This window comes from Malikia sp., assembly GCF_028687635.1.
Classification (GTDB): Bacteria; Pseudomonadota; Gammaproteobacteria; order Burkholderiales; family Burkholderiaceae_C; genus Malikia.
Map to the genome: position 1 here is coordinate 13,704 of NZ_JAQTZS010000017.1, position 16,113 is coordinate 29,816.

At 67.6% G+C, this 16,113-nt stretch carries 20 protein-coding genes; 9 read left to right on the top strand and 11 right to left on the bottom strand.

The window, feature by feature from the left end:
* Positions 1 to 5 precede the first annotated feature (5 nt).
* From PHR85_RS10670 to PHR85_RS10710, 9 genes are all read right to left on the bottom strand, one after another.
* A complete protein-coding gene (locus PHR85_RS10670; protein ID WP_300054092.1) occupies positions 6 to 584 on the bottom strand; it encodes a hypothetical protein in 579 nt (192 codons plus the stop codon).
* 6 nt (positions 585 to 590) lie between these two features.
* Positions 591 to 1,316 carry a hypothetical protein gene (locus PHR85_RS10675; RefSeq protein WP_300054094.1) on the bottom strand — a complete coding sequence of 242 codons (726 nt, stop codon included), beginning with the start codon at positions 1,314 to 1,316 and terminating at the stop codon, positions 591 to 593.
* 42 nt (positions 1,317 to 1,358) lie between these two features.
* Positions 1,359 to 2,198, bottom strand: a complete 840-nt coding sequence (locus PHR85_RS10680; RefSeq protein ID WP_300054097.1) for a DUF2589 domain-containing protein — start codon at positions 2,196 to 2,198, stop codon at positions 1,359 to 1,361.
* Positions 2,199 to 2,313: 115 nt separating this feature from the next.
* Positions 2,314 to 2,967 carry a hypothetical protein gene (locus PHR85_RS10685; RefSeq protein WP_300054099.1) on the bottom strand — a complete coding sequence of 218 codons (654 nt, stop codon included), beginning with the start codon at positions 2,965 to 2,967 and terminating at the stop codon, positions 2,314 to 2,316.
* Positions 2,968 to 3,057: 90 nt separating this feature from the next.
* Positions 3,058 to 3,423, bottom strand: coding sequence for a YXWGXW repeat-containing protein (locus PHR85_RS10690; RefSeq protein ID WP_300054102.1), 366 nt, complete (start codon positions 3,421 to 3,423; stop codon positions 3,058 to 3,060).
* Positions 3,424 to 3,472: 49 nt separating this feature from the next.
* Positions 3,473 to 3,733, bottom strand: coding sequence for a cell division topological specificity factor MinE (minE, locus tag PHR85_RS10695; RefSeq protein ID WP_300054104.1), 261 nt, complete (start codon positions 3,731 to 3,733; stop codon positions 3,473 to 3,475).
* A gap of 5 nt (positions 3,734 to 3,738) precedes the next feature.
* The gene (minD, locus tag PHR85_RS10700) at positions 3,739 to 4,554 is read right to left on the bottom strand and encodes a septum site-determining protein MinD (RefSeq protein ID WP_300054107.1); all 816 of its coding nucleotides are present in this window, start codon (positions 4,552 to 4,554) and stop codon (positions 3,739 to 3,741) included.
* A 29-nt stretch (positions 4,555 to 4,583) separates the two neighbouring features.
* Positions 4,584 to 5,330 carry a septum site-determining protein MinC gene (minC, locus tag PHR85_RS10705; RefSeq protein ID WP_300054110.1) on the bottom strand — a complete coding sequence of 249 codons (747 nt, stop codon included), beginning with the start codon at positions 5,328 to 5,330 and terminating at the stop codon, positions 4,584 to 4,586.
* Between the two features lie 310 nt (positions 5,331 to 5,640).
* Positions 5,641 to 5,844, bottom strand: coding sequence for a heavy-metal-associated domain-containing protein (locus PHR85_RS10710; RefSeq protein WP_300054113.1), 204 nt, complete (start codon positions 5,842 to 5,844; stop codon positions 5,641 to 5,643).
* A 112-nt stretch (positions 5,845 to 5,956) separates the two neighbouring features.
* Between PHR85_RS10710 and PHR85_RS10715 the strand changes: the two genes are divergently transcribed.
* A complete protein-coding gene (locus PHR85_RS10715; protein WP_300054116.1) occupies positions 5,957 to 8,236 on the top strand; it encodes a cation-translocating P-type ATPase in 2,280 nt (759 codons plus the stop codon).
* Positions 8,237 to 8,243: 7 nt separating this feature from the next.
* Here PHR85_RS10715 and PHR85_RS10720 read toward each other — a convergent pair whose 3' ends face one another.
* Positions 8,244 to 9,455 (bottom strand): J domain-containing protein, encoded by a 1,212-nt coding sequence (locus tag PHR85_RS10720; RefSeq protein ID WP_300054119.1) that lies wholly within the window; start codon positions 9,453 to 9,455, stop codon positions 8,244 to 8,246.
* Positions 9,352 to 11,235, bottom strand: a complete 1,884-nt coding sequence (dnaK, locus tag PHR85_RS10725; protein ID WP_300054121.1) for a molecular chaperone DnaK — start codon at positions 11,233 to 11,235, stop codon at positions 9,352 to 9,354. The genes PHR85_RS10720 and dnaK overlap by 104 nt, the downstream gene beginning before the upstream one ends.
* Positions 11,236 to 11,395: 160 nt before the next feature.
* Here dnaK and PHR85_RS10730 point away from each other — a divergent pair, with 160 nt between their 5' ends.
* From PHR85_RS10730 to PHR85_RS10765, 8 genes are all read left to right on the top strand, one after another.
* The gene (locus PHR85_RS10730; protein WP_300054123.1) at positions 11,396 to 12,013 is read left to right on the top strand and encodes a nicotinamidase; all 618 of its coding nucleotides are present in this window, start codon (positions 11,396 to 11,398) and stop codon (positions 12,011 to 12,013) included.
* Positions 12,010 to 13,371, top strand: a complete 1,362-nt coding sequence (locus PHR85_RS10735; RefSeq protein ID WP_300054125.1) for a nicotinate phosphoribosyltransferase — start codon at positions 12,010 to 12,012, stop codon at positions 13,369 to 13,371. The genes PHR85_RS10730 and PHR85_RS10735 overlap by 4 nt, the downstream gene beginning before the upstream one ends.
* 88 nt (positions 13,372 to 13,459) lie before the next feature.
* Positions 13,460 to 14,146 carry a haloacid dehalogenase-like hydrolase gene (locus tag PHR85_RS10740; protein WP_300054127.1) on the top strand — a complete coding sequence of 229 codons (687 nt, stop codon included), beginning with the start codon at positions 13,460 to 13,462 and terminating at the stop codon, positions 14,144 to 14,146.
* A 362-nt stretch (positions 14,147 to 14,508) separates the two neighbouring features.
* The gene (locus PHR85_RS10745; RefSeq protein WP_300054130.1) at positions 14,509 to 14,763 is read left to right on the top strand and encodes a type II toxin-antitoxin system HicA family toxin; all 255 of its coding nucleotides are present in this window, start codon (positions 14,509 to 14,511) and stop codon (positions 14,761 to 14,763) included.
* The gene (locus PHR85_RS10750) at positions 14,760 to 15,101 is read left to right on the top strand and encodes a type II toxin-antitoxin system HicB family antitoxin (protein ID WP_300054133.1); all 342 of its coding nucleotides are present in this window, start codon (positions 14,760 to 14,762) and stop codon (positions 15,099 to 15,101) included. The genes PHR85_RS10745 and PHR85_RS10750 overlap by 4 nt, the downstream gene beginning before the upstream one ends.
* Positions 15,102 to 15,224: 123 nt before the next feature.
* The gene (locus PHR85_RS10755) at positions 15,225 to 15,455 is read left to right on the top strand and encodes a hypothetical protein (protein WP_300054136.1); all 231 of its coding nucleotides are present in this window, start codon (positions 15,225 to 15,227) and stop codon (positions 15,453 to 15,455) included.
* Complete coding sequence (locus PHR85_RS10760; RefSeq protein WP_300054139.1) at positions 15,397 to 15,597, top strand: toxin-antitoxin system HicB family antitoxin; 201 nt, start codon at positions 15,397 to 15,399, stop codon at positions 15,595 to 15,597. Before PHR85_RS10755 ends, PHR85_RS10760 begins: the two co-directional genes overlap by 59 nt.
* Before the next feature lie 38 nt (positions 15,598 to 15,635).
* Entirely contained in the window at positions 15,636 to 16,079 is a 444-nt protein-coding gene (locus PHR85_RS10765) for a GNAT family N-acetyltransferase (protein WP_300054141.1), read from the top strand.
* Positions 16,080 to 16,113 lie beyond the last annotated feature (34 nt).

Here is a 16,113-nt window from a genome sequence, read left to right on the forward strand (position 1 = left end):
CCGGCTCAGAGCCGCCAGGCGTCCAGCGTCTCGTCGATCAGGCGCAGCGCGTCGGCCCAGGCCACCAGGCCCAGGATCTGGCGCGCGCCGTTGGCCACCTCGGGCCGGGTCTGGCAGGCCTGCCAGACCAGGGTCAGGCGCTCGGCCGGTCCGCTAGCCTGTGCCAGCAGTGGCTGCAAAACGCCGCCCTGCAGCAGGATCTGCAGCATCTGCTGGATCAGGCGCGCGGCCTCGTCGCGCTTGGGCTCAAGCGCCGCCTGGGCCTCGTGCAACAGGCCCTGCGCCTGTCCCAGCAGCAGCGCGCAGGCGCCGGCGGTCTGCTTGCGCGCCTGCAGTCGGCGCGCCGCCGGATCGGCCCCCTCGTGCACACCGGCAACCGCTGCCAGCGCCCGGGCACGCAGCGCCGACAAGGGCGCGAGCTGACTGCGGCGGTGCTGCCTGAGCGTTGCCTCGGCCCGGCGCAGCCAGCCGATCAGCCGCTGCGGAAAGTCAGGGTGCTTGTCCTGGTAGAGATCAACCAGCCGGATCGATTCCTCGACCAGCGCCTGCGACTCGTCCAGAAAGGCTGTCACGACGATCTGCATGCCGGCTTACTCCGGTACCAGGCGGCTGAGCGCGGGCGGCTTGTCCTGGCCGGGCGTGGGGTCCTCGAACAGCATGTCCAGCCCCTCCTCGGTCACGTTGAGCCTGAGGTTGAGGCAGAAGCTGCCGCCCTGATTGGTCTCCTTGACCTGCTGGGTGCGCGCATCGACGCTGATGCCGATCGGCCGCTGCGGCAGCGCGTCCAGCGTGCGGTTGACCTGGGTGCGGATGATGGCGGCGATCTCCTTGAAGCGCTCGGCACTCTGGCTCGCCTGCACGGCCTCGTCATTGCCGGCCGCCGCCGCCTTGGCGACCTGGCGCTCGACCAGCCGGCGCGTGTGGTCGTGCAACTGCTCGGTCAGCAAGTTGGTCAACTGGTCGCTGACCAGGCCCTGGCTCAGATTGGCGTCGGCGCGCACGATCTTGCGGATCTCGGTCGCGCTGACATGGATGGACTGGGCCTTGAGCGCCTCCTTGAGGTTGGCGGACAAGGCCGACACCAGCATGTCGGGCGCCACCTTGGCGACATAGCCCTCCGGAATGTGCGAGACCACCACCGGCAGCGTCAGCTCAAGCTGGGGCATGCGCATGCGCGGAACCGGAAAATGGCGCAGCAAGCCCCCGTCGTCCTCGGCGTACTGCCTGGCGATCCGGACCGACTCGCGGTCGGCCGCCATGCGGGCACGGGTGATCTCGCACAGGAGATGTCCTAGGGTTTCGCTGAGCTCGCTCATTTTCCGGTCCTGGATTGAAGTGATGGATTCAACTCATCCATCCTACTTCACTTCGCCGACCGGAGTGGAGCGCATGGCGCCCTCGAGCACGCCGAGCAGCTTCTCCATGCCGGCCGGCATCTCGTCCTGCGAGGCCTTGACGAAGATGTGCATCGAGTAGGTGCGCTCGACGTTGCTGCCGCTGGCGGTCGTCTTCTTGTACGAACAGGACACGTTGAGCTTGGCCGAGCCACCGGGCCAGCGCTGCTTGACTTCCAGGTTGCCGCCAATGGCCAGGTCGCTGCTCTCGCTCTGGGTCTCGATCGAGTTGATCTTGGCGTTGAAGTCGATGGTCGCCTCTTCCACCCGGATGAAGGGGATCGGCAGCATGGTCAGCAGCGGCACCTCGATCTTCATGTCCTGGAACTTGGCGTCCACGGCGTCCTTGCGCGTGGCGAACCCCACGGTCGCCGTCGCCTGGGTGCCGCCAGTACTGGTCGGCGCGCTCAGCGTGACGGTCGGCGCCGAGCTGTAGCTGCCGCCGTCGGTCAGCTCGATGCGCACCACCTTGCCATCCTCGACCACGGCCCGGCCCTGGGCGGCGGTCTCGCCGCTGCCGGCCGAGAAGGTGACGGTCGGGGCGCTCTCGTAGCCCGTGCCCTGGCTGGTGACGGTGACCGAGGCGACATGGGCCTCGACCGCGGGCTGGTAGGGCGCGACTTCCTTGGGGTACTTGAACTCGACGTAGACCGGCTTGTTGTCCTGGTCGAAGCCCACCGTCTTGATGAAGTCGGCCGTGGCGCGCGCGGCCTGGGTCTGCGCCTCGATGACCGCGCACAGCGGCCCCCCGATCATGTTGCCGAAATTGAGACTCGACAGTTCGGTTCCTGGATTGGCTGCCATTTTCCTACCCCCTGAGTTTTGATGAAAACCGCAGCACAGCCAGCCGGCCATGCTGCGGCCTCATTCTAGTTTCGGGAAGTAAAATATGACAATCGCATTCTTGTCATGGGACAACTCAGCGCCGATCGCGTGGCTCGCCATCCTCCGGCCGCCTGCGGTCCATGCGCCGGCCTTCCTCGCCACCCCTGCGCTGAGGAGTGGCTTCGGCCGGCCTGGGCGGTGGCTCGGGGCGCACGACCGCCGGCGCCATGCGCTGGGCCTCGCTCAGGACACGGTGCGGCGGCACTTCAGCCCTGCGCCGCGGCTCGGGCGGCGACTCCGGGCGCCACTCCTGTCGATGCCAGGGTTCGGGTGGACGCTGGAGCGGCTGGGGCTGCGGCTGGAATTCGCGACGGGGCCAGACGGAGGGTGGCGGGGGACGGCGGTCTTCACGGTGCTGTTGCCAATGACCGCCGTGGGAATGCCAGCGCTCGCCGTCGCGCTGCCAGACGCGCGGCACCCAGACCTGGCCCGGTGGCGGGTTCTGCCAGCGGCCCGGCACCCAGGTGTAGCGGGCGCCACCCCAATTCCAGTAGCCATCGAGCCAGACATAGCCCCACGCGGGCGGCAGGCTGCGGTATTCGACCAGGGGAGCCGGGGGTGCCGCATGGACGGTGACGGCGGGCGCAGGATCGTAGCGCGGGCCGTAGTCATACGCCGGCACCACCGCGCACCCCCCCAGAGCGGCGGCAGCGAACCAAAGGGCCAGGCGGGCACGGGCTGATGTCATGCCGGCATTGTCGGCACCGGCCGCGCGCCGGGCAAGGGGCTGCAACAGCTGCTTACAGCTGTGACGCTTGGGAACAGCTTGCGTCGGGCTTCAGTGCCGGCGCAGTCGGGCCGAGCCGTTGCCGTCAGGCTCCCAGCGTCCGCCTTCCTGCAGCCAGCGGTCGCCGGCCAGGCGCCAGACATGGGGTTGCCAGACCTGGCCCGGCCGTGGCGCGGCCCAGTTGCCGGGCTGCCAGCGGTAGCGTCCATCGGCCAGATCCCAGCGACCGGCGATCCAGACATAGCCATTGGCGGGTGGCTGGCCAGGATGTTCAAGCAGCGGCTGGGGTGGATCGGCCTGCTCGCGCACGAGCGGCACGGCAGCGTTCTGGGCCGGGAGCAGCGCCGGGACGGGGTCCGGCGGAGGAACGGCACAAGCGGACAGCATGACCAGCAGCAGTGGGATCAGGCGTTTCAAGATTCGCATCTCCAGGCGGGAATAGAGAACGGTGCCAGGCAAGGCAGGCTCAGCGCGGATCGGGCAGCTCGATCTTGACTTCGAGCACCTCCAGGTTGTCCTCGCGGTCAAGCTGGACCTTGATGTCGTCCGGGTTGATCGGGATGTACTTGCTGATCACCGCGATCAGGTCGCGCTGCAGGGCGGGCAGATAGTCGGGCACGCCCGTATTGCGACCGCTGCGCTCGTGTGCCAGGATGATCTGCAGCCGCTCCTTGGCGACCGAGGCGGTTTTCTTCTTCTCGCCGAGCAGGAAGGAAAAGAAAGACATGGCGCTCACCTCCCACCGAACAGACGCTGGAGGAAACCCGGCTTGACCGGTTCGGTGAAGCGCAGCGGCCGCTCCTGGCCGAGGAAGCGATCGACCACGTCCTTGTAGGACTCGGACACGTCGCTGCCCTGCTTGTGGATCGCCGGCATGCCTTCGTTCGAAGCCTGCAGCACGACATCGCTCTCGGGAATCACGCCGATCAGGTCGATGCGCAGGATGTCGTGGATGTCCATCAGCGAGAGCATCTGGCCTTCCTCGACCCGGAGCGGGTTGTAGCGCGTGACCAGCAGATGCTCCTTGATCGGGTCCTTGCCCTGGATCGCGCGCTGGGTCTTGCTGCCCAGCATGCCAAGGATGCGGTCGGAGTCGCGCACCGAGGATACCTCGGGGTTGGTCACCACCAGCGCCTCGTCGGCGAAATGCATGGCCATCATGGCACCGGTCTCGATGCCAGCCGGCGAGTCGCAGACGATGTACTCGAAACCCATGGCGCCCAGGTCGGACAGCACCCGGCCCACGCCATCCTGCGTCAGCGCGTCCTTGTCGCGCGTCTGGCTGGCCGCCAGCACATAGAGGTTATCGCACAGCTTGTCCTTGATCAGCGCCTGGTTGAGGTTGGCCTCGCCATGGATGACGTTGATGAAGTCGTACACCACGCGGCGCTCGCAACCCATGATCAGGTCAAGGTTGCGCAGGCCGACGTCAAAGTCGATCACGACGGTCTTGAATCCCTTGATTGCGAGACCGGTGGCGAAGCTGGCGCTGGTGGTGGTCTTGCCGACGCCGCCCTTGCCTGAAGTCACTACGACGATTTTTGACATTTTTGCTGATTCTTTACAGTGAAATCGGATCAGATGATGGGTTCTAGCACCAGTCTCCCGCCGTCGGGTCCGTCCTGCAACCTGACCTGGGCCGGCTTGCCCTGCACATTGACAGGCAGTGGCTTGTCGCTGGTGCGGTAGACACCGGCGATCGAGACCAGTTCGGCCTCCAGGCTGGTCGCGAAGATGCGGGCGTCGGCATAGCCGCGCGCGCCGGCGATCGCCTTGCCGCGCAGCGGAGCGAACACGTGAATATGGCCGTCGGCGATCACTTCCGCACCGGGGTTGACGGCCGCCAGCACGACCAGGTCACGGCCGCGGGCATAGACCTGCTGACCCGAACGCAGCGGCTTGTCGACGATCAGCGCGGGCAAGAGGTGCGGCTCGGGTTCGGGCGCTGGCGCGACAGGGGTGGGCTGGCTCACCGCCTCGGGGCGTCCGAGGATCGCCTCGTCGGCCTGAGCGAGTCCGGCATGCAGCGCGGCTCGCATCTGCTTGGGATTGCCGCCCTTGACCGCCACCGGAACCAGGTGATAACGGCGCAGCAAGGGCAGCAGGTAGCTCCATTCGGGAACCTCTTCGCTTTCGCTCAGGTGGGACAAATCGATCAACAGGGGATCGCCCGCGAAAAAATCGGGGCTGTCGCCATAGCGTTGCTGGAGTTCCTTGGCGACATCGTTGAGATGCGTCGACTTCAGCAACAGCGCTACCAGCGGCAACTGGGCACTTTTGATCTCGAACAGGGGGGCAGTCGCGCCCGGTGCGGCAGAAGACATGCGTATGACGGTCTTAAAACATAAATCTTAACAGCCAGCGTAGAAATGCGAAAAAAGCCAGGACCTGAACCGACCCAAAATTTTCTTGCGTTTCAAAATATTGTCTCCCTGACTGATTGAAATTATTCAAACGCTAGTCTTGCTAGCAGCGTCTCGTGATTTTCTGTGGACAAGTCTGTCTTGAGAAATTTTATCAATGGCTTCAGGATGGGATAAGCCTGGGGGGAGAAATAGGACGATTTTCATCCACCCCAGGCAGCGGTCAAATGAAATTCCCATGCATTGCTGGTAATTCCTATCATTTGACTTCTCACACAGCGGCCTGGACCTGGTAGCCCTCCTCGGCGATGGCGCGGGCCAGGACCTCGCGCGACTGGCTCGACTCGACTTCGACCCGGTTCTGGCCGCGGTCGATCTTGACCTGGGCTTGCGGGTCGATGGATCGGATCGCCTGCGTCACGGCTTTTTCGCAATGGCCGCAAGTCATGCCGGTGACGGTGAAGATCTGTTGCATCGAATTTCCTTTCAGTGGGTGATCGGCAGCCGGAGTATGGCGTCAGACAGCCGATGCCGCACGCTGGCGGCGGAGTCAAGAACTGTAGCGACTTCCGGTCCATACTGGCGCCATGGAACAAGCCAGCACAGCGACAGAGGCGGCGCCTGCCGCCCGCGAGACGGATTTTGGCGTTGGTGGCATGACTTGCGCCTCCTGCGTGGGGCGGGTCGAGCGCGCGCTCAAGAAGATCCCCGGCGTCGAACAAGCCAGCGTCAACCTCGCGACCGAGAGCGTACGGGTGCGCTGGCAGTCCGGCGATGACGATGTGGTTGCCATGTCGGCACGCCTGCAGCGGGCGGTGCGCGATGCCGGCTACGAGCCCAGGCCGCTGGAAGCCGCCGAGGCCGAACCCGCCAGAGGCTGGCTCGGCCTGCCGCGCGATGCCTGGCCGGTGCTGCTGGCCGCCTTGCTGTCGGCGCCACTGGCATTGCCGATGTTCGGCTCGCTGTTGGGCCAGCACTGGATGCTGCCGGCCTGGCTGCAGTTCGCGCTGGCGACGCCGGTGCAGTTCTGGCTCGGCGCGCGCTTCTACCGCGCCGCCTGGCATGCGCTGAAGGCGCGCAGCGGCAACATGGAGCTGCTGGTGGCGATCGGCACCAGCGCGGGCTGGGGCCTGAGCAGCTGGCTCTGGTGGCGCGCCGAGGCCGGCGAGATGCCGCATCTCTACTACGAGGGCTCGGCGCTGGTGATCACGCTGGTGCTGCTGGGCAAATGGCTGGAATCGCGCGCCAAGCGCCAGGCGACCGAGGCGATCCGCGCCCTGCACGCCTTGCGGCCGGAGGTCGCGCATCTGCTGCCGGACGGCATCAAGCGCGAGGAGTTGGTCGACATCCCGGTCGCGGAGCTGCTGCCGGGCGACCGGGTGCAGGTGCGCCCGGGCGAGCGGGTACCGGCCGACGGCGAACTGCTGCAGGGCCGCACCCAGGTCGATGAATCGATGCTGACCGGCGAGCCGATGCCGGTGCCCAAGCAGCCGGGCGACCGGCTGACCGGCGGCAGCCTCAACGGCGACGGCGCGGTCGAGCTGCAGGTGGCGGCGGTCGGCGCGCAGAGCGTACTCAACCACATCATCGCGCTGGTGCAGGATGCGCAGGCGGCCAAGCCGCCGATCCAGCGCCTGGTGGATCAGGTCGCGGCGGTGTTCGTGCCGGCGGTGCTGGTGATCGCGCTGCTGACCTTTGGCGGCTGGTATTTCTGGCGGGGCGCAGCGCTGGAGGACGCGCTGCTGCCGGCGGTGGCGGTGCTCGTGATCGCCTGCCCCTGCGCGCTCGGACTGGCGACGCCGGCCGCGATCATGGCCGGCACCGGCGTGGCGGCGCGGCATGGCATCCTGGTGCAGGACGCCGAGGCGCTTGAGCAGGCCTGCAAGATCAACACGGTCGCCTTCGACAAGACTGGCACGCTGACGCTGGGCGAGCCCACCCTGAGCGCGCTGGTGACCGCGCCCGGCGTGGACGAGGCCGGCACCTTGCAGGCGGCCGCCGCGCTGCAGCGCCAGAGCGCGCATCCGCTGGCGCGGGCGGTCGTGGTGGCAGCCGAGGCCGTGCCCGACGCCCAGGCGCTCGCGGCCCAGGAGGTGCAGGCGGTGCCAGGACGCGGCAGCCACGGCCAGGTGCGGGACGCCCACCTGCACCTGGGCAGCCTGCGCTGGATGGAGGAGCTCGGCGCCGGGCTGGGCGAGCTAGGCGCCCGGGCCGACGCCTTGCAGAATGAGGGCTCGACCGTGTCGGCGCTCGCGCTGCGCCTGCCCGACGGCCGCTTCACCACGCTGGCCCTGTTCACCTTTGCCGACCTGCCCAAGCCCGGCGCGCAGGCTGCGATCGCCCAGCTGCGCGCGCGCGGCCTGCGGCTGTCGATGATCTCGGGTGACAACCGAGGCGCGGCCGAGGCGATGGCGCGCCGGCTCGGGCTGAATCCCGATGCCGGCGAGGTGCTGGCCGAGGTGCTGCCTGGCGACAAGGCCGCGCGCGTCGCCGAGCTGCGCCAGGGTGGCCATCGTGTCGCCATGGTCGGCGATGGCGTCAACGACGCGCCCGCGCTGGCCGCCGCCGATGTCGGGATCGCGATGGCCTCGGCGCGCGGCGGCTCCGACGTCGCGATGCACGCGGCCGGCATCACGCTGATGCGGGGCGAACCCAGGCTGGTCGCGGCGGCGCTCGACATCTCGCGTCGCACGGTCAGCAAGATCCGCCAGAACCTGTTCTGGGCCTTCGCGTACAACGTGGCCGGCATTCCGCTGGCGGCGCTGGGCTATCTGGATCCGGTGTTCGCGGGTGCCGCGATGGCCTTGAGCTCGGTCAGCGTGGTCAGCAACGCGCTGCTGCTCAAGCGCTGGCAGCCCGAGGTCTGAGGCCACCTCAGTCGCGCAGCTGGCGCAACTGCTCGTAAAGCGTGCGCTCGGCAGCGGACAGATGTTCGGGCACGCGCAGGCGCAAACCGAGCAGCAGGTCGCCGCGGCCGTCGTGGCCGAAATGCGGCAGGCCCTTGCCGCGCAGCCGCAGCACGGTGTCGGGCTGGGTGCCGGCGGGCACCTTCACGCTGGCTTCGCCGTCGAGCGTCGGCACGCTCAGTTGGGCTCCGAGCACGGCGTCGAGCAGCGGCAGCTCCTGCGCGCGCCAGAGGTCGGCGCCGGCGCGCTCGAAGCGCGGATCGGACCGGCTTTGCACCAGCACGTAGAGGTCGCCGGGCTCGCCGCCAGCGACCGGTGCCGGCTGGCCATGACCGGGCACGCGCAGCGCCATGCCGTCCTCGATGCCGGGCGGAATGCGCAGCGTGATCTTGTCGGCGCGCAACACCCGGCCCTCGCCGTGGCATTCGTCACAGGGATGCTCGATCACGACGCCGCTGCCACCACAGGCCGGGCAGGGCAGCAGCTGCTGGAGCAGCACATTGCCCTCGTGGCTCTTGCGCACCTCGCGCCCGCTGCCCTGGCAGGCGGTGCAGGCATGCGGCTGGGTGCCGGCCTTGGCGCGGCTGCCGTGGCAGGCCGGGCAGGTCACCTGGCGCTCGAAACGCAGCGTTTCCTCGCCGCCCGAGAGCACGCGCTCGAGCGGGATCTGCAGCGGCAGCTCCAGGTTGTCGCCGCGCACCGGCCCCTGGCGGCGCCGACCGCCACCGCCGAAGAAGCGTTCGAACAGGCCGCCGCCGAGGTCGAATCCGAGGCCGCCGAACAGGTTCTCGAAGTCGATGCCGCCGAACAGGTCCTCGGGCCGCAGGTCGCCCAGGCCGTCGAAACCACGCGCGTCGTAATCGGCGCGCTTCCTGGGGTCGGACAGCACGGCATAGGCTTCGGCGATTTTCTTGAAGCGCTCCTCGGCGCCGGGCGACTTGTCGCGATCGGGATGATGCTTGAGCGCGAGCTGGCGAAAGGCGTCGCGGATCGCCTTGGCGTCGGCGTCGCGCGCCAGACCCAGCACCTCGTAGTAGTCGCGCTTGCCGGCTTGCGCCATCCGGATCGTCCCGCGCTCAGTGGTAGTCGGCGTCGACCACGCGCGCGCCACCGGACGCTGCCGACGGCCCGGCGGGGCCTCCACCGGCTGTGCCACCCGATCCGCCCGGTGGCGCGCCATAGCGCACCTCCTGATAAGGCCCGGTACCTGGCGGCTGCGCCTGCACGTAGACCATGGTGCCGGCCTCCTTCAGAACCTTGCGCAAGGCCTCGGATTTCTCCTTGACCTGCGCGAGGTCCTTGCCGGCGATCGCCTCCTTGGCCTGGCGGCGCGCCTGTTCGAGCTTGTCCTTCATCTCGGGCGTGAGCTTGTCGGCGAAATCGGCCACCATCTTCTCGACCTGGTAGCACAGGCTCTCGCATTCGTTGAACGCCTCGGCGGACGCGCGCCGCTGCTGGTCGGCCTCGGCGTACTGTTCGGCCTCCCGCATCATGCGCTCCTTGACACCGCGATCGAGCCGGGTCGAGCCGCTGATGCGCACCGACTGGCTCCTGTCGCTCGCGACATCCTTGGCGCTGACGTTGAGGATGCCGCTGGCGTCGATGTCGAAGCTGACCTCGATCTTCGGAATCCCGCGCGGCGCCGGCGGCAGGCCGTCGAGGTTGAATTCACCCAGCGCCACGTTGTCGGCCGCCATCGCGCGCTCGCCCTGGAACACATGGACCGTGACCGAGGTCTGCAGGTCGGCGGCGGTGGTGAAGGTCTCGGTCTTCTGGACCGGCACCGGCGTGTTGCGCGCGATCAGCGGCGTGGCGACGCCGCCCAGCGTCTCGACCCCCAGGGTCAGCGGCGTGACGTCGACCAGCACGATGTCCTTGACCTCGCCGGCCAGGATGCCGGCCTGGATCGCGGCGCCGCAGGCCACGCATTCCATCGGATCGACGCCCTGTTCGGCCTGGCGGCCGAAGATCTGCTCGAAGAAGGCGCGCACCACCGGCATGCGCGTCGGCGCGCCGACGAAGACGATGCGGTCGACCTGCCGTGGCGTGATGCCCGCGTCGCGCAGCGCCTGCTCGACCGGATGGCGGCAGCGGTCGATCACGGGCTGGACCAGCCGTTCGAGCTCGGCACGGCCCAGGTCGAGTTCGAGGTGCCGGGGCTCGACGCCCGCGACACCGATATAGGGCAGGCTCAGGTGGGCCGTGACGCTGGTCGAGAGCTCGATCTTGGCCATCTCGGCGGCCTCCATCAGGCGCGCGGCGGCCTTGCGATCCTGCCGCACATCGATGCCGCTCTGCTGCAGGAAGCGCTGCGCCAGCGCGTCGAACAGCACCTGGTTCATGTCGGTGCCGCCGAGCTTGGTGTCGCCGCTGGTCGCCTTGACCTCGAACACGCCCTGGCCGAACTCCATGATGGTGACATCGAGCGTGCCACCGCCCAGGTCCACGACGGCGATGCGCAGGTCCTCGCTGGCGCGGTCGAGGCCGTAGGCCAGCGAGGCGGCGGTCGGCTCGTTGACCAGTCGCACGACTTCGAGCCCGGCCATGCCCGCGGCATCCTTGGTCGCGCTGCGCTGGTTGTCGTCGAAATAGGCCGGCACCGTGACCACGGCCTGCGTCACCGGCTCGCCGAGGAAGGCCTCGGCGTCGCGCTTGATCTTCTGCAGCAGGAAGGCCGATAGCTGCTCGGGCGAGAACTCGCGCTCGCGCAGTTTCACCTTGTCGCGGGTGCCCATGCGGCGCTTGAAGGCGGTGGTCGTGCCCTCGGGATTGGCGGTGGCCTGGCGCCGCGCCGGCTCGCCAAGCAGCATCTGGCCGTCGGCCATCAGCGCGACGTAGCTCGGGAAGGCCTTGCCGCCCAGGCTCACGCCCTCGGCGCTCGGGATGATGACGGGTCGGCCGCCGCGCAGCACGGCGGCAGCCGAATTCGAGGTGCCCAGATCTATTCCTATGATGGCCATCGCTGTTTTTCTCCCTGCATGCAGTGGCTGCGATGATGCCCCTGACGGGCAGGCCAGGCAAGCTTGATTTGACATCCATGCCACATTCCTTGGCATGGCCTGGCTTGCCCAAAGACTTGCATCACCGCAGAATCCGGAAACAACAGGGAGTGGAAATGCGATGAATGAAACACCGGATTTGCCCGGCGCGGTGCGGCTGCGGGCAGGTGATGCGTTGCTCGTGGTCGACTTGCAGCGCGATTTCCTGCCGGGCGGCGCGCTCGCGGTGCCGGATGGCGACCGGGTCGTGCCGGCGCTCAACCGCTACCTCGAACGCTTCGAGCGCGAGGGCCTGCTGGTCGTGCTCACGCGCGACTGGCATCCGACCGGCCATGTCTCGTTCAACACACGCGGCGGTCCCTGGCCGCCGCATTGCGTGGCTGGAACGCCCGGCGCCGAATTCGCACCGGGGCCGCGCCTGCCCGCTTCGGCGCAGATCTGCTCCAAGGCAACCCAGCCCGATGCGGAAGCCTATTCGGGCTTCGAGGGCACCGAGCTCGCGGCCAGTCTGCGTCAGCAGGGCATCAAACGACTCTTCGTCGGCGGTCTGGCGACCGATTACTGCGTCAGGACCACCGTGCTCGACGCGCTGCGCGAGGGCTTCGAGGTACTGCTGCTGGTCGATGCGATCCGCCCGGTCGAAGTGCAGCCGGGTGACGGCGCACGCGCCGAGCAGGCCATGCTGCAGGCTGGCGCGCGGCCCATCCGCTTCGAGCAGCTGGCGGGGCCAGGCACATGAACGGCGGCGACAGCGCGCTGCTGACCGACCTCTACCAGCTCACCATGCTGCAGGCCTATCACGACGAGGGCCTGGACGGCAGCGCGGTGTTCGAGCTGTTCGTGCGCGCGCTGCCGGCGCAGCGCAATTTCCTGCTGCTGGCCGGCATCGAGCAGGCACTGGACTTCCTGGAGCAGCTGCGCCTTGACCCCGCCGAGCTCGACTGGCTGCGCGCCACCGGCCGCTTCCGGACCGATTTCCTCGACTGGCTGCGCGAGCTGCGCTTCACCGGCGAGGTGCACGCGATGCGCGAAGGGACGGTGTTCTTCGCCAATGAGCCGGTGCTGCGGGTCGAAGCGCCAATCGCGCAGGCGCAACTGGTCGAGAGCCGCCTGCTCAATCTGGTCCATTACGCCACGCTGGTCGCGAGCAAGGCTGCGCGCTGCCGGCTCGCCGCGCCCGACAGCCTGCTGGTCGATTTCGGGCTGCGGCGCGCGCATGGGGCGGAGGCCGGCCTGCTGGCGGCGCGTTCGAGCTACCTGGCCGGCTTCGCGGGCAGCGCGACCGTGCTGGCCGGCCAGCGTTACGGCATTCCGGTGTTCGGCACCATGGCGCATTCCTACATCGAGGTGCATGAGCTCGAAGTGCAGGCTTTCCGGGCCTATGCGGATGCGCTGACCGGACTGAGCGGGCCGCTCACGCTGCTGATCGACACCTACGACACCGAGGCCGCCGCGCGCAAGATCGTCGCACTCGCGCCGCTGCTGGAGCGGCGTGGCGCGCGGGTCACTTCGGTGCGGCTCGACAGCGGCGACCTGGCCAGGCACGCGCGCCGGGTGCGGACCATACTCGACGAGGGTGGCCTGCAGGGGGTCGACATCTTCGCCAGCGGCAACCTCGACGAATGGCGCTTGCGCGGCCTGCTGCAGGCCGGAGCGCCGATCGACGGCTTTGGCGTCGGCACCGCGATGAGCACCTCGGCCGATGCGCCGGCGCTCGACGCGGTCTACAAGCTGCAGAGCTACGCGGGCCGAGCACGGCGCAAGCGCTCCGAGGGCAAGGCGACCTGGCCCGGCGCCAAGCAGGTCTGGCGCTGGAGCGGGCCGGACGGCCATATCGAACGCGACCTGGTGGCGCTGGCCGACGAGGCTGCGCCAGCCGGCGCTCAGGCGCTGTTGCAGCCCGTCATGCGCGCGGGTCGCCGCAGCGCACCGCCCGAGCCGCTGGAAGCGCTGCGCGAACATGCAGCGGCCCAGCTCGCCGCGCTGCCGGAGCCGCTGCGCGGACTCGAAGGGGTCGCAGCGGAACAGGCCTATCCGGTGGCGATTTCAGCCCCGCTGCAGCAGCTCGCCGCCAGCCTGGACCGGCAGCCGCACTGAACGCGCGCCAGCCGAACGGGAGGAACATCCCGCGCGGAGACGCGGTGTTGCAGCGCCATCCCGGCTGGCTGTGAGAGACTTGCCGCCGATGACCGACAGACCTACTCCGCCCGATTCCGCAGCAGACGGCCAAAGCCTGCGCGTCGCCTTCCTCGACCTCGACCACACCCTGCTCGCCGCCGACAGCAACCAGCTCTGGCTGGACTACCTGCTGCGGCGCGGCCATCTGCAGCCGCAACAGATTGCCGCGCACGATCGCTTCGTCGACGACTACGGACAAGGCCGACTCGATTTCATCGCGCTGCAGCGCTTCCGGCACGCGATCGATGCCGCGTTGCCCGTGACGCAACTGGCCGGGCTGCGGGCCGGCTTCGAGGCCGAAGCGCTGCTGCCAGCGATCGCGCGCGATGCCGCCGCGCTGGTCGACCGCCTGCACGCCGCTGGTCTGTTCACCGTGGTGGTCAGCGCGACGCGACAGGCCCTGGTGCAGCCGGTGGCCGACCAGCTGGGCATCGCGCATGTGATCGGCGCCGACAGCCAGCCCGAGCTGGAGGCGCATTGCTTCGGCGCCGGCAAGATCGCGCATGTCGGGCACTGGCTGCGCGGCCTGGGCAGCTCGCTCGACGCGCTGGCCGAGAGCCACTTCTACAGCGACTCGCACAACGACCTGCCGCTGCTGGAAGCCGTGCAGCATCCGGTCGCGGTCGATCCCGATCCGCAGCTGCTGCGCCGCGCACAGGAATGCGGCTGGCCGGTGATGAGTCTGCGCGGCTGAATATCGTAAGGATGATCCCGATGGACCAGGAATAAATCGAATACCAGATCAGCAGCATCCACGGTTGTCTGCTGGCGCATGAGATCGCGCTGCAGCTCGTGTCAGCCGCAGCCCCCAGGCGCTGGAGGCGCTGCAGGACATCGACCTGGAACGGCTGGAAGCCAAGCTCAGGCCGCAGCCCCAGCTGTCCGATGCGACGATCAGGACCGCGATCGAGCAGCTGCGGCGGTTCCAGGCGGCGGGCGGGTAAAACGGCTTGCTTGGATCAATGGCCCCAGCCTCACATAGCTGCCGAGAAGACTGGCATCAAATGACTGCATAAAATGATTGCACTTGAGTTCACGACCCGCTAACATGCAGTCATGAATAGCAAGCATCGAAAGACCTTGGAGGTCATTTTCGGCAAGCCGACACCGAGCACGCTGGAATGGACACGAATCGAAGCGCTGCTGATCGCGGTCGGCTGTGAAATGATCGAGGGACGTGGCTCTCGGGTGCGCTTCGTGCACGGCCAGCATGTGGGTACCTTCCATCGCCCACACCCAGCCAAGGAAGCTAAACCCTACCAGGTCACCGACGCCCGCGATTTCCTCACCCTGATTGGAGTCAAGCCATGAACACCATGACCTACAAGGGCCAGACAGCCCGTATCGATTTCGATGATGCCGACGGCATCTTCATGGGCCGGCTGGTGGGTATCAGCGACGTGGTGGGCTTTCACGCCGACAACGTGCGCGAGCTGCGCGCCGCGTTCGAGGAAGCCGTGGACGACTATCTCGAAACCTGCGCCAAGATCGGCAAGGTGCCTCAGAAGCCCGCCAGCGGCAAGCTCATGCTGCGGGTGCCGCCCGAGCTGCACCGCGCCGCCCTGATCGCTGCGGAGTCTGCCGGCACCAGCCTGAACCAGTGGGCCGCCAAGGTACTGGGCGAGGCCGCGCGAGGGGCGCAGGCCTGACTCAGCGCATGTGAACCGATCTCTCAACCAGGAAAAATGCAAGCTGTCCGCTGCGATGAAGCTAAGCTCGACGCGTTGGCCGGTGATGAGTCTGCGCGGCTGAATATCGTAAGGATGACCCCGATGGACCAGGAAGAAATCGAATCCCAGATCGCCAGCATCCACGGCTGCCTGCTGGCGCATGAGATCGCGCTGCAGCTCGTGCTCAGCCGCAGCCCCCAGGCGCTGGAGGCGCTGCAGGACATCGACCTGGAACGGCTGGAAGCCAAGCTCAGGCCGCAGCCCCAGCTGTCCGATGCGACGATCAGGACCGCGATCGAGCAGCTGCGGCGGTTCCAGGCGGCGGGCGGGTAAGCTCGTCTGCGGCAAGCTCATACTGCGTGTGCCGCCCGAGTTGCACCGCGCCACCCTGATCGCTGCGGAGTTCGCTGGCACCAGCCTGAACCAGTGGGCCGCCAAGGTGCTGGGCGAGGCCGCACGAGGGGTGCAGGCCTGATCCAGCGCATGTGAACCGATCTCTCAACTAGGAAGAAAATGCAAGTTGTCCGCTGCGACGAGGCTCAGCTCGACGTTATCGCGGAGCTTTTCAATGACTACAGGATTTTTTACGAGTTGCCCAGCGACGTGCCGGCATGCCGGGCCTTCATTCAGCAGAAACGCTCGGTGATCTTTCTGCTGCTGGACAACGATGGACAAGCGGTTGGCTTTTCTCAGCTCTATCCAGGCATCTGCTCGCTCGGCATGCGCCATTACCACTACCTGTCCGATCTGTATGTCGCCAAGTCCGAACGCCAGAACGGCTACGCCAGGCACCTGATGAACTACCTCACGGACCACTTCGCCCATGAAGGTTCACAACGGCTCACGCTGGAGACGGCGACGACCAACAGGATCGTACAGAAGCTGTATGAATCACTGGGATATGAGCGCGAGGAGACCTACATCACATACCACCAGCAGCTCAAGACGCCTGTCTGAAGGCTATTTTCCGTTCAGTCTGACGCCAAGTTGA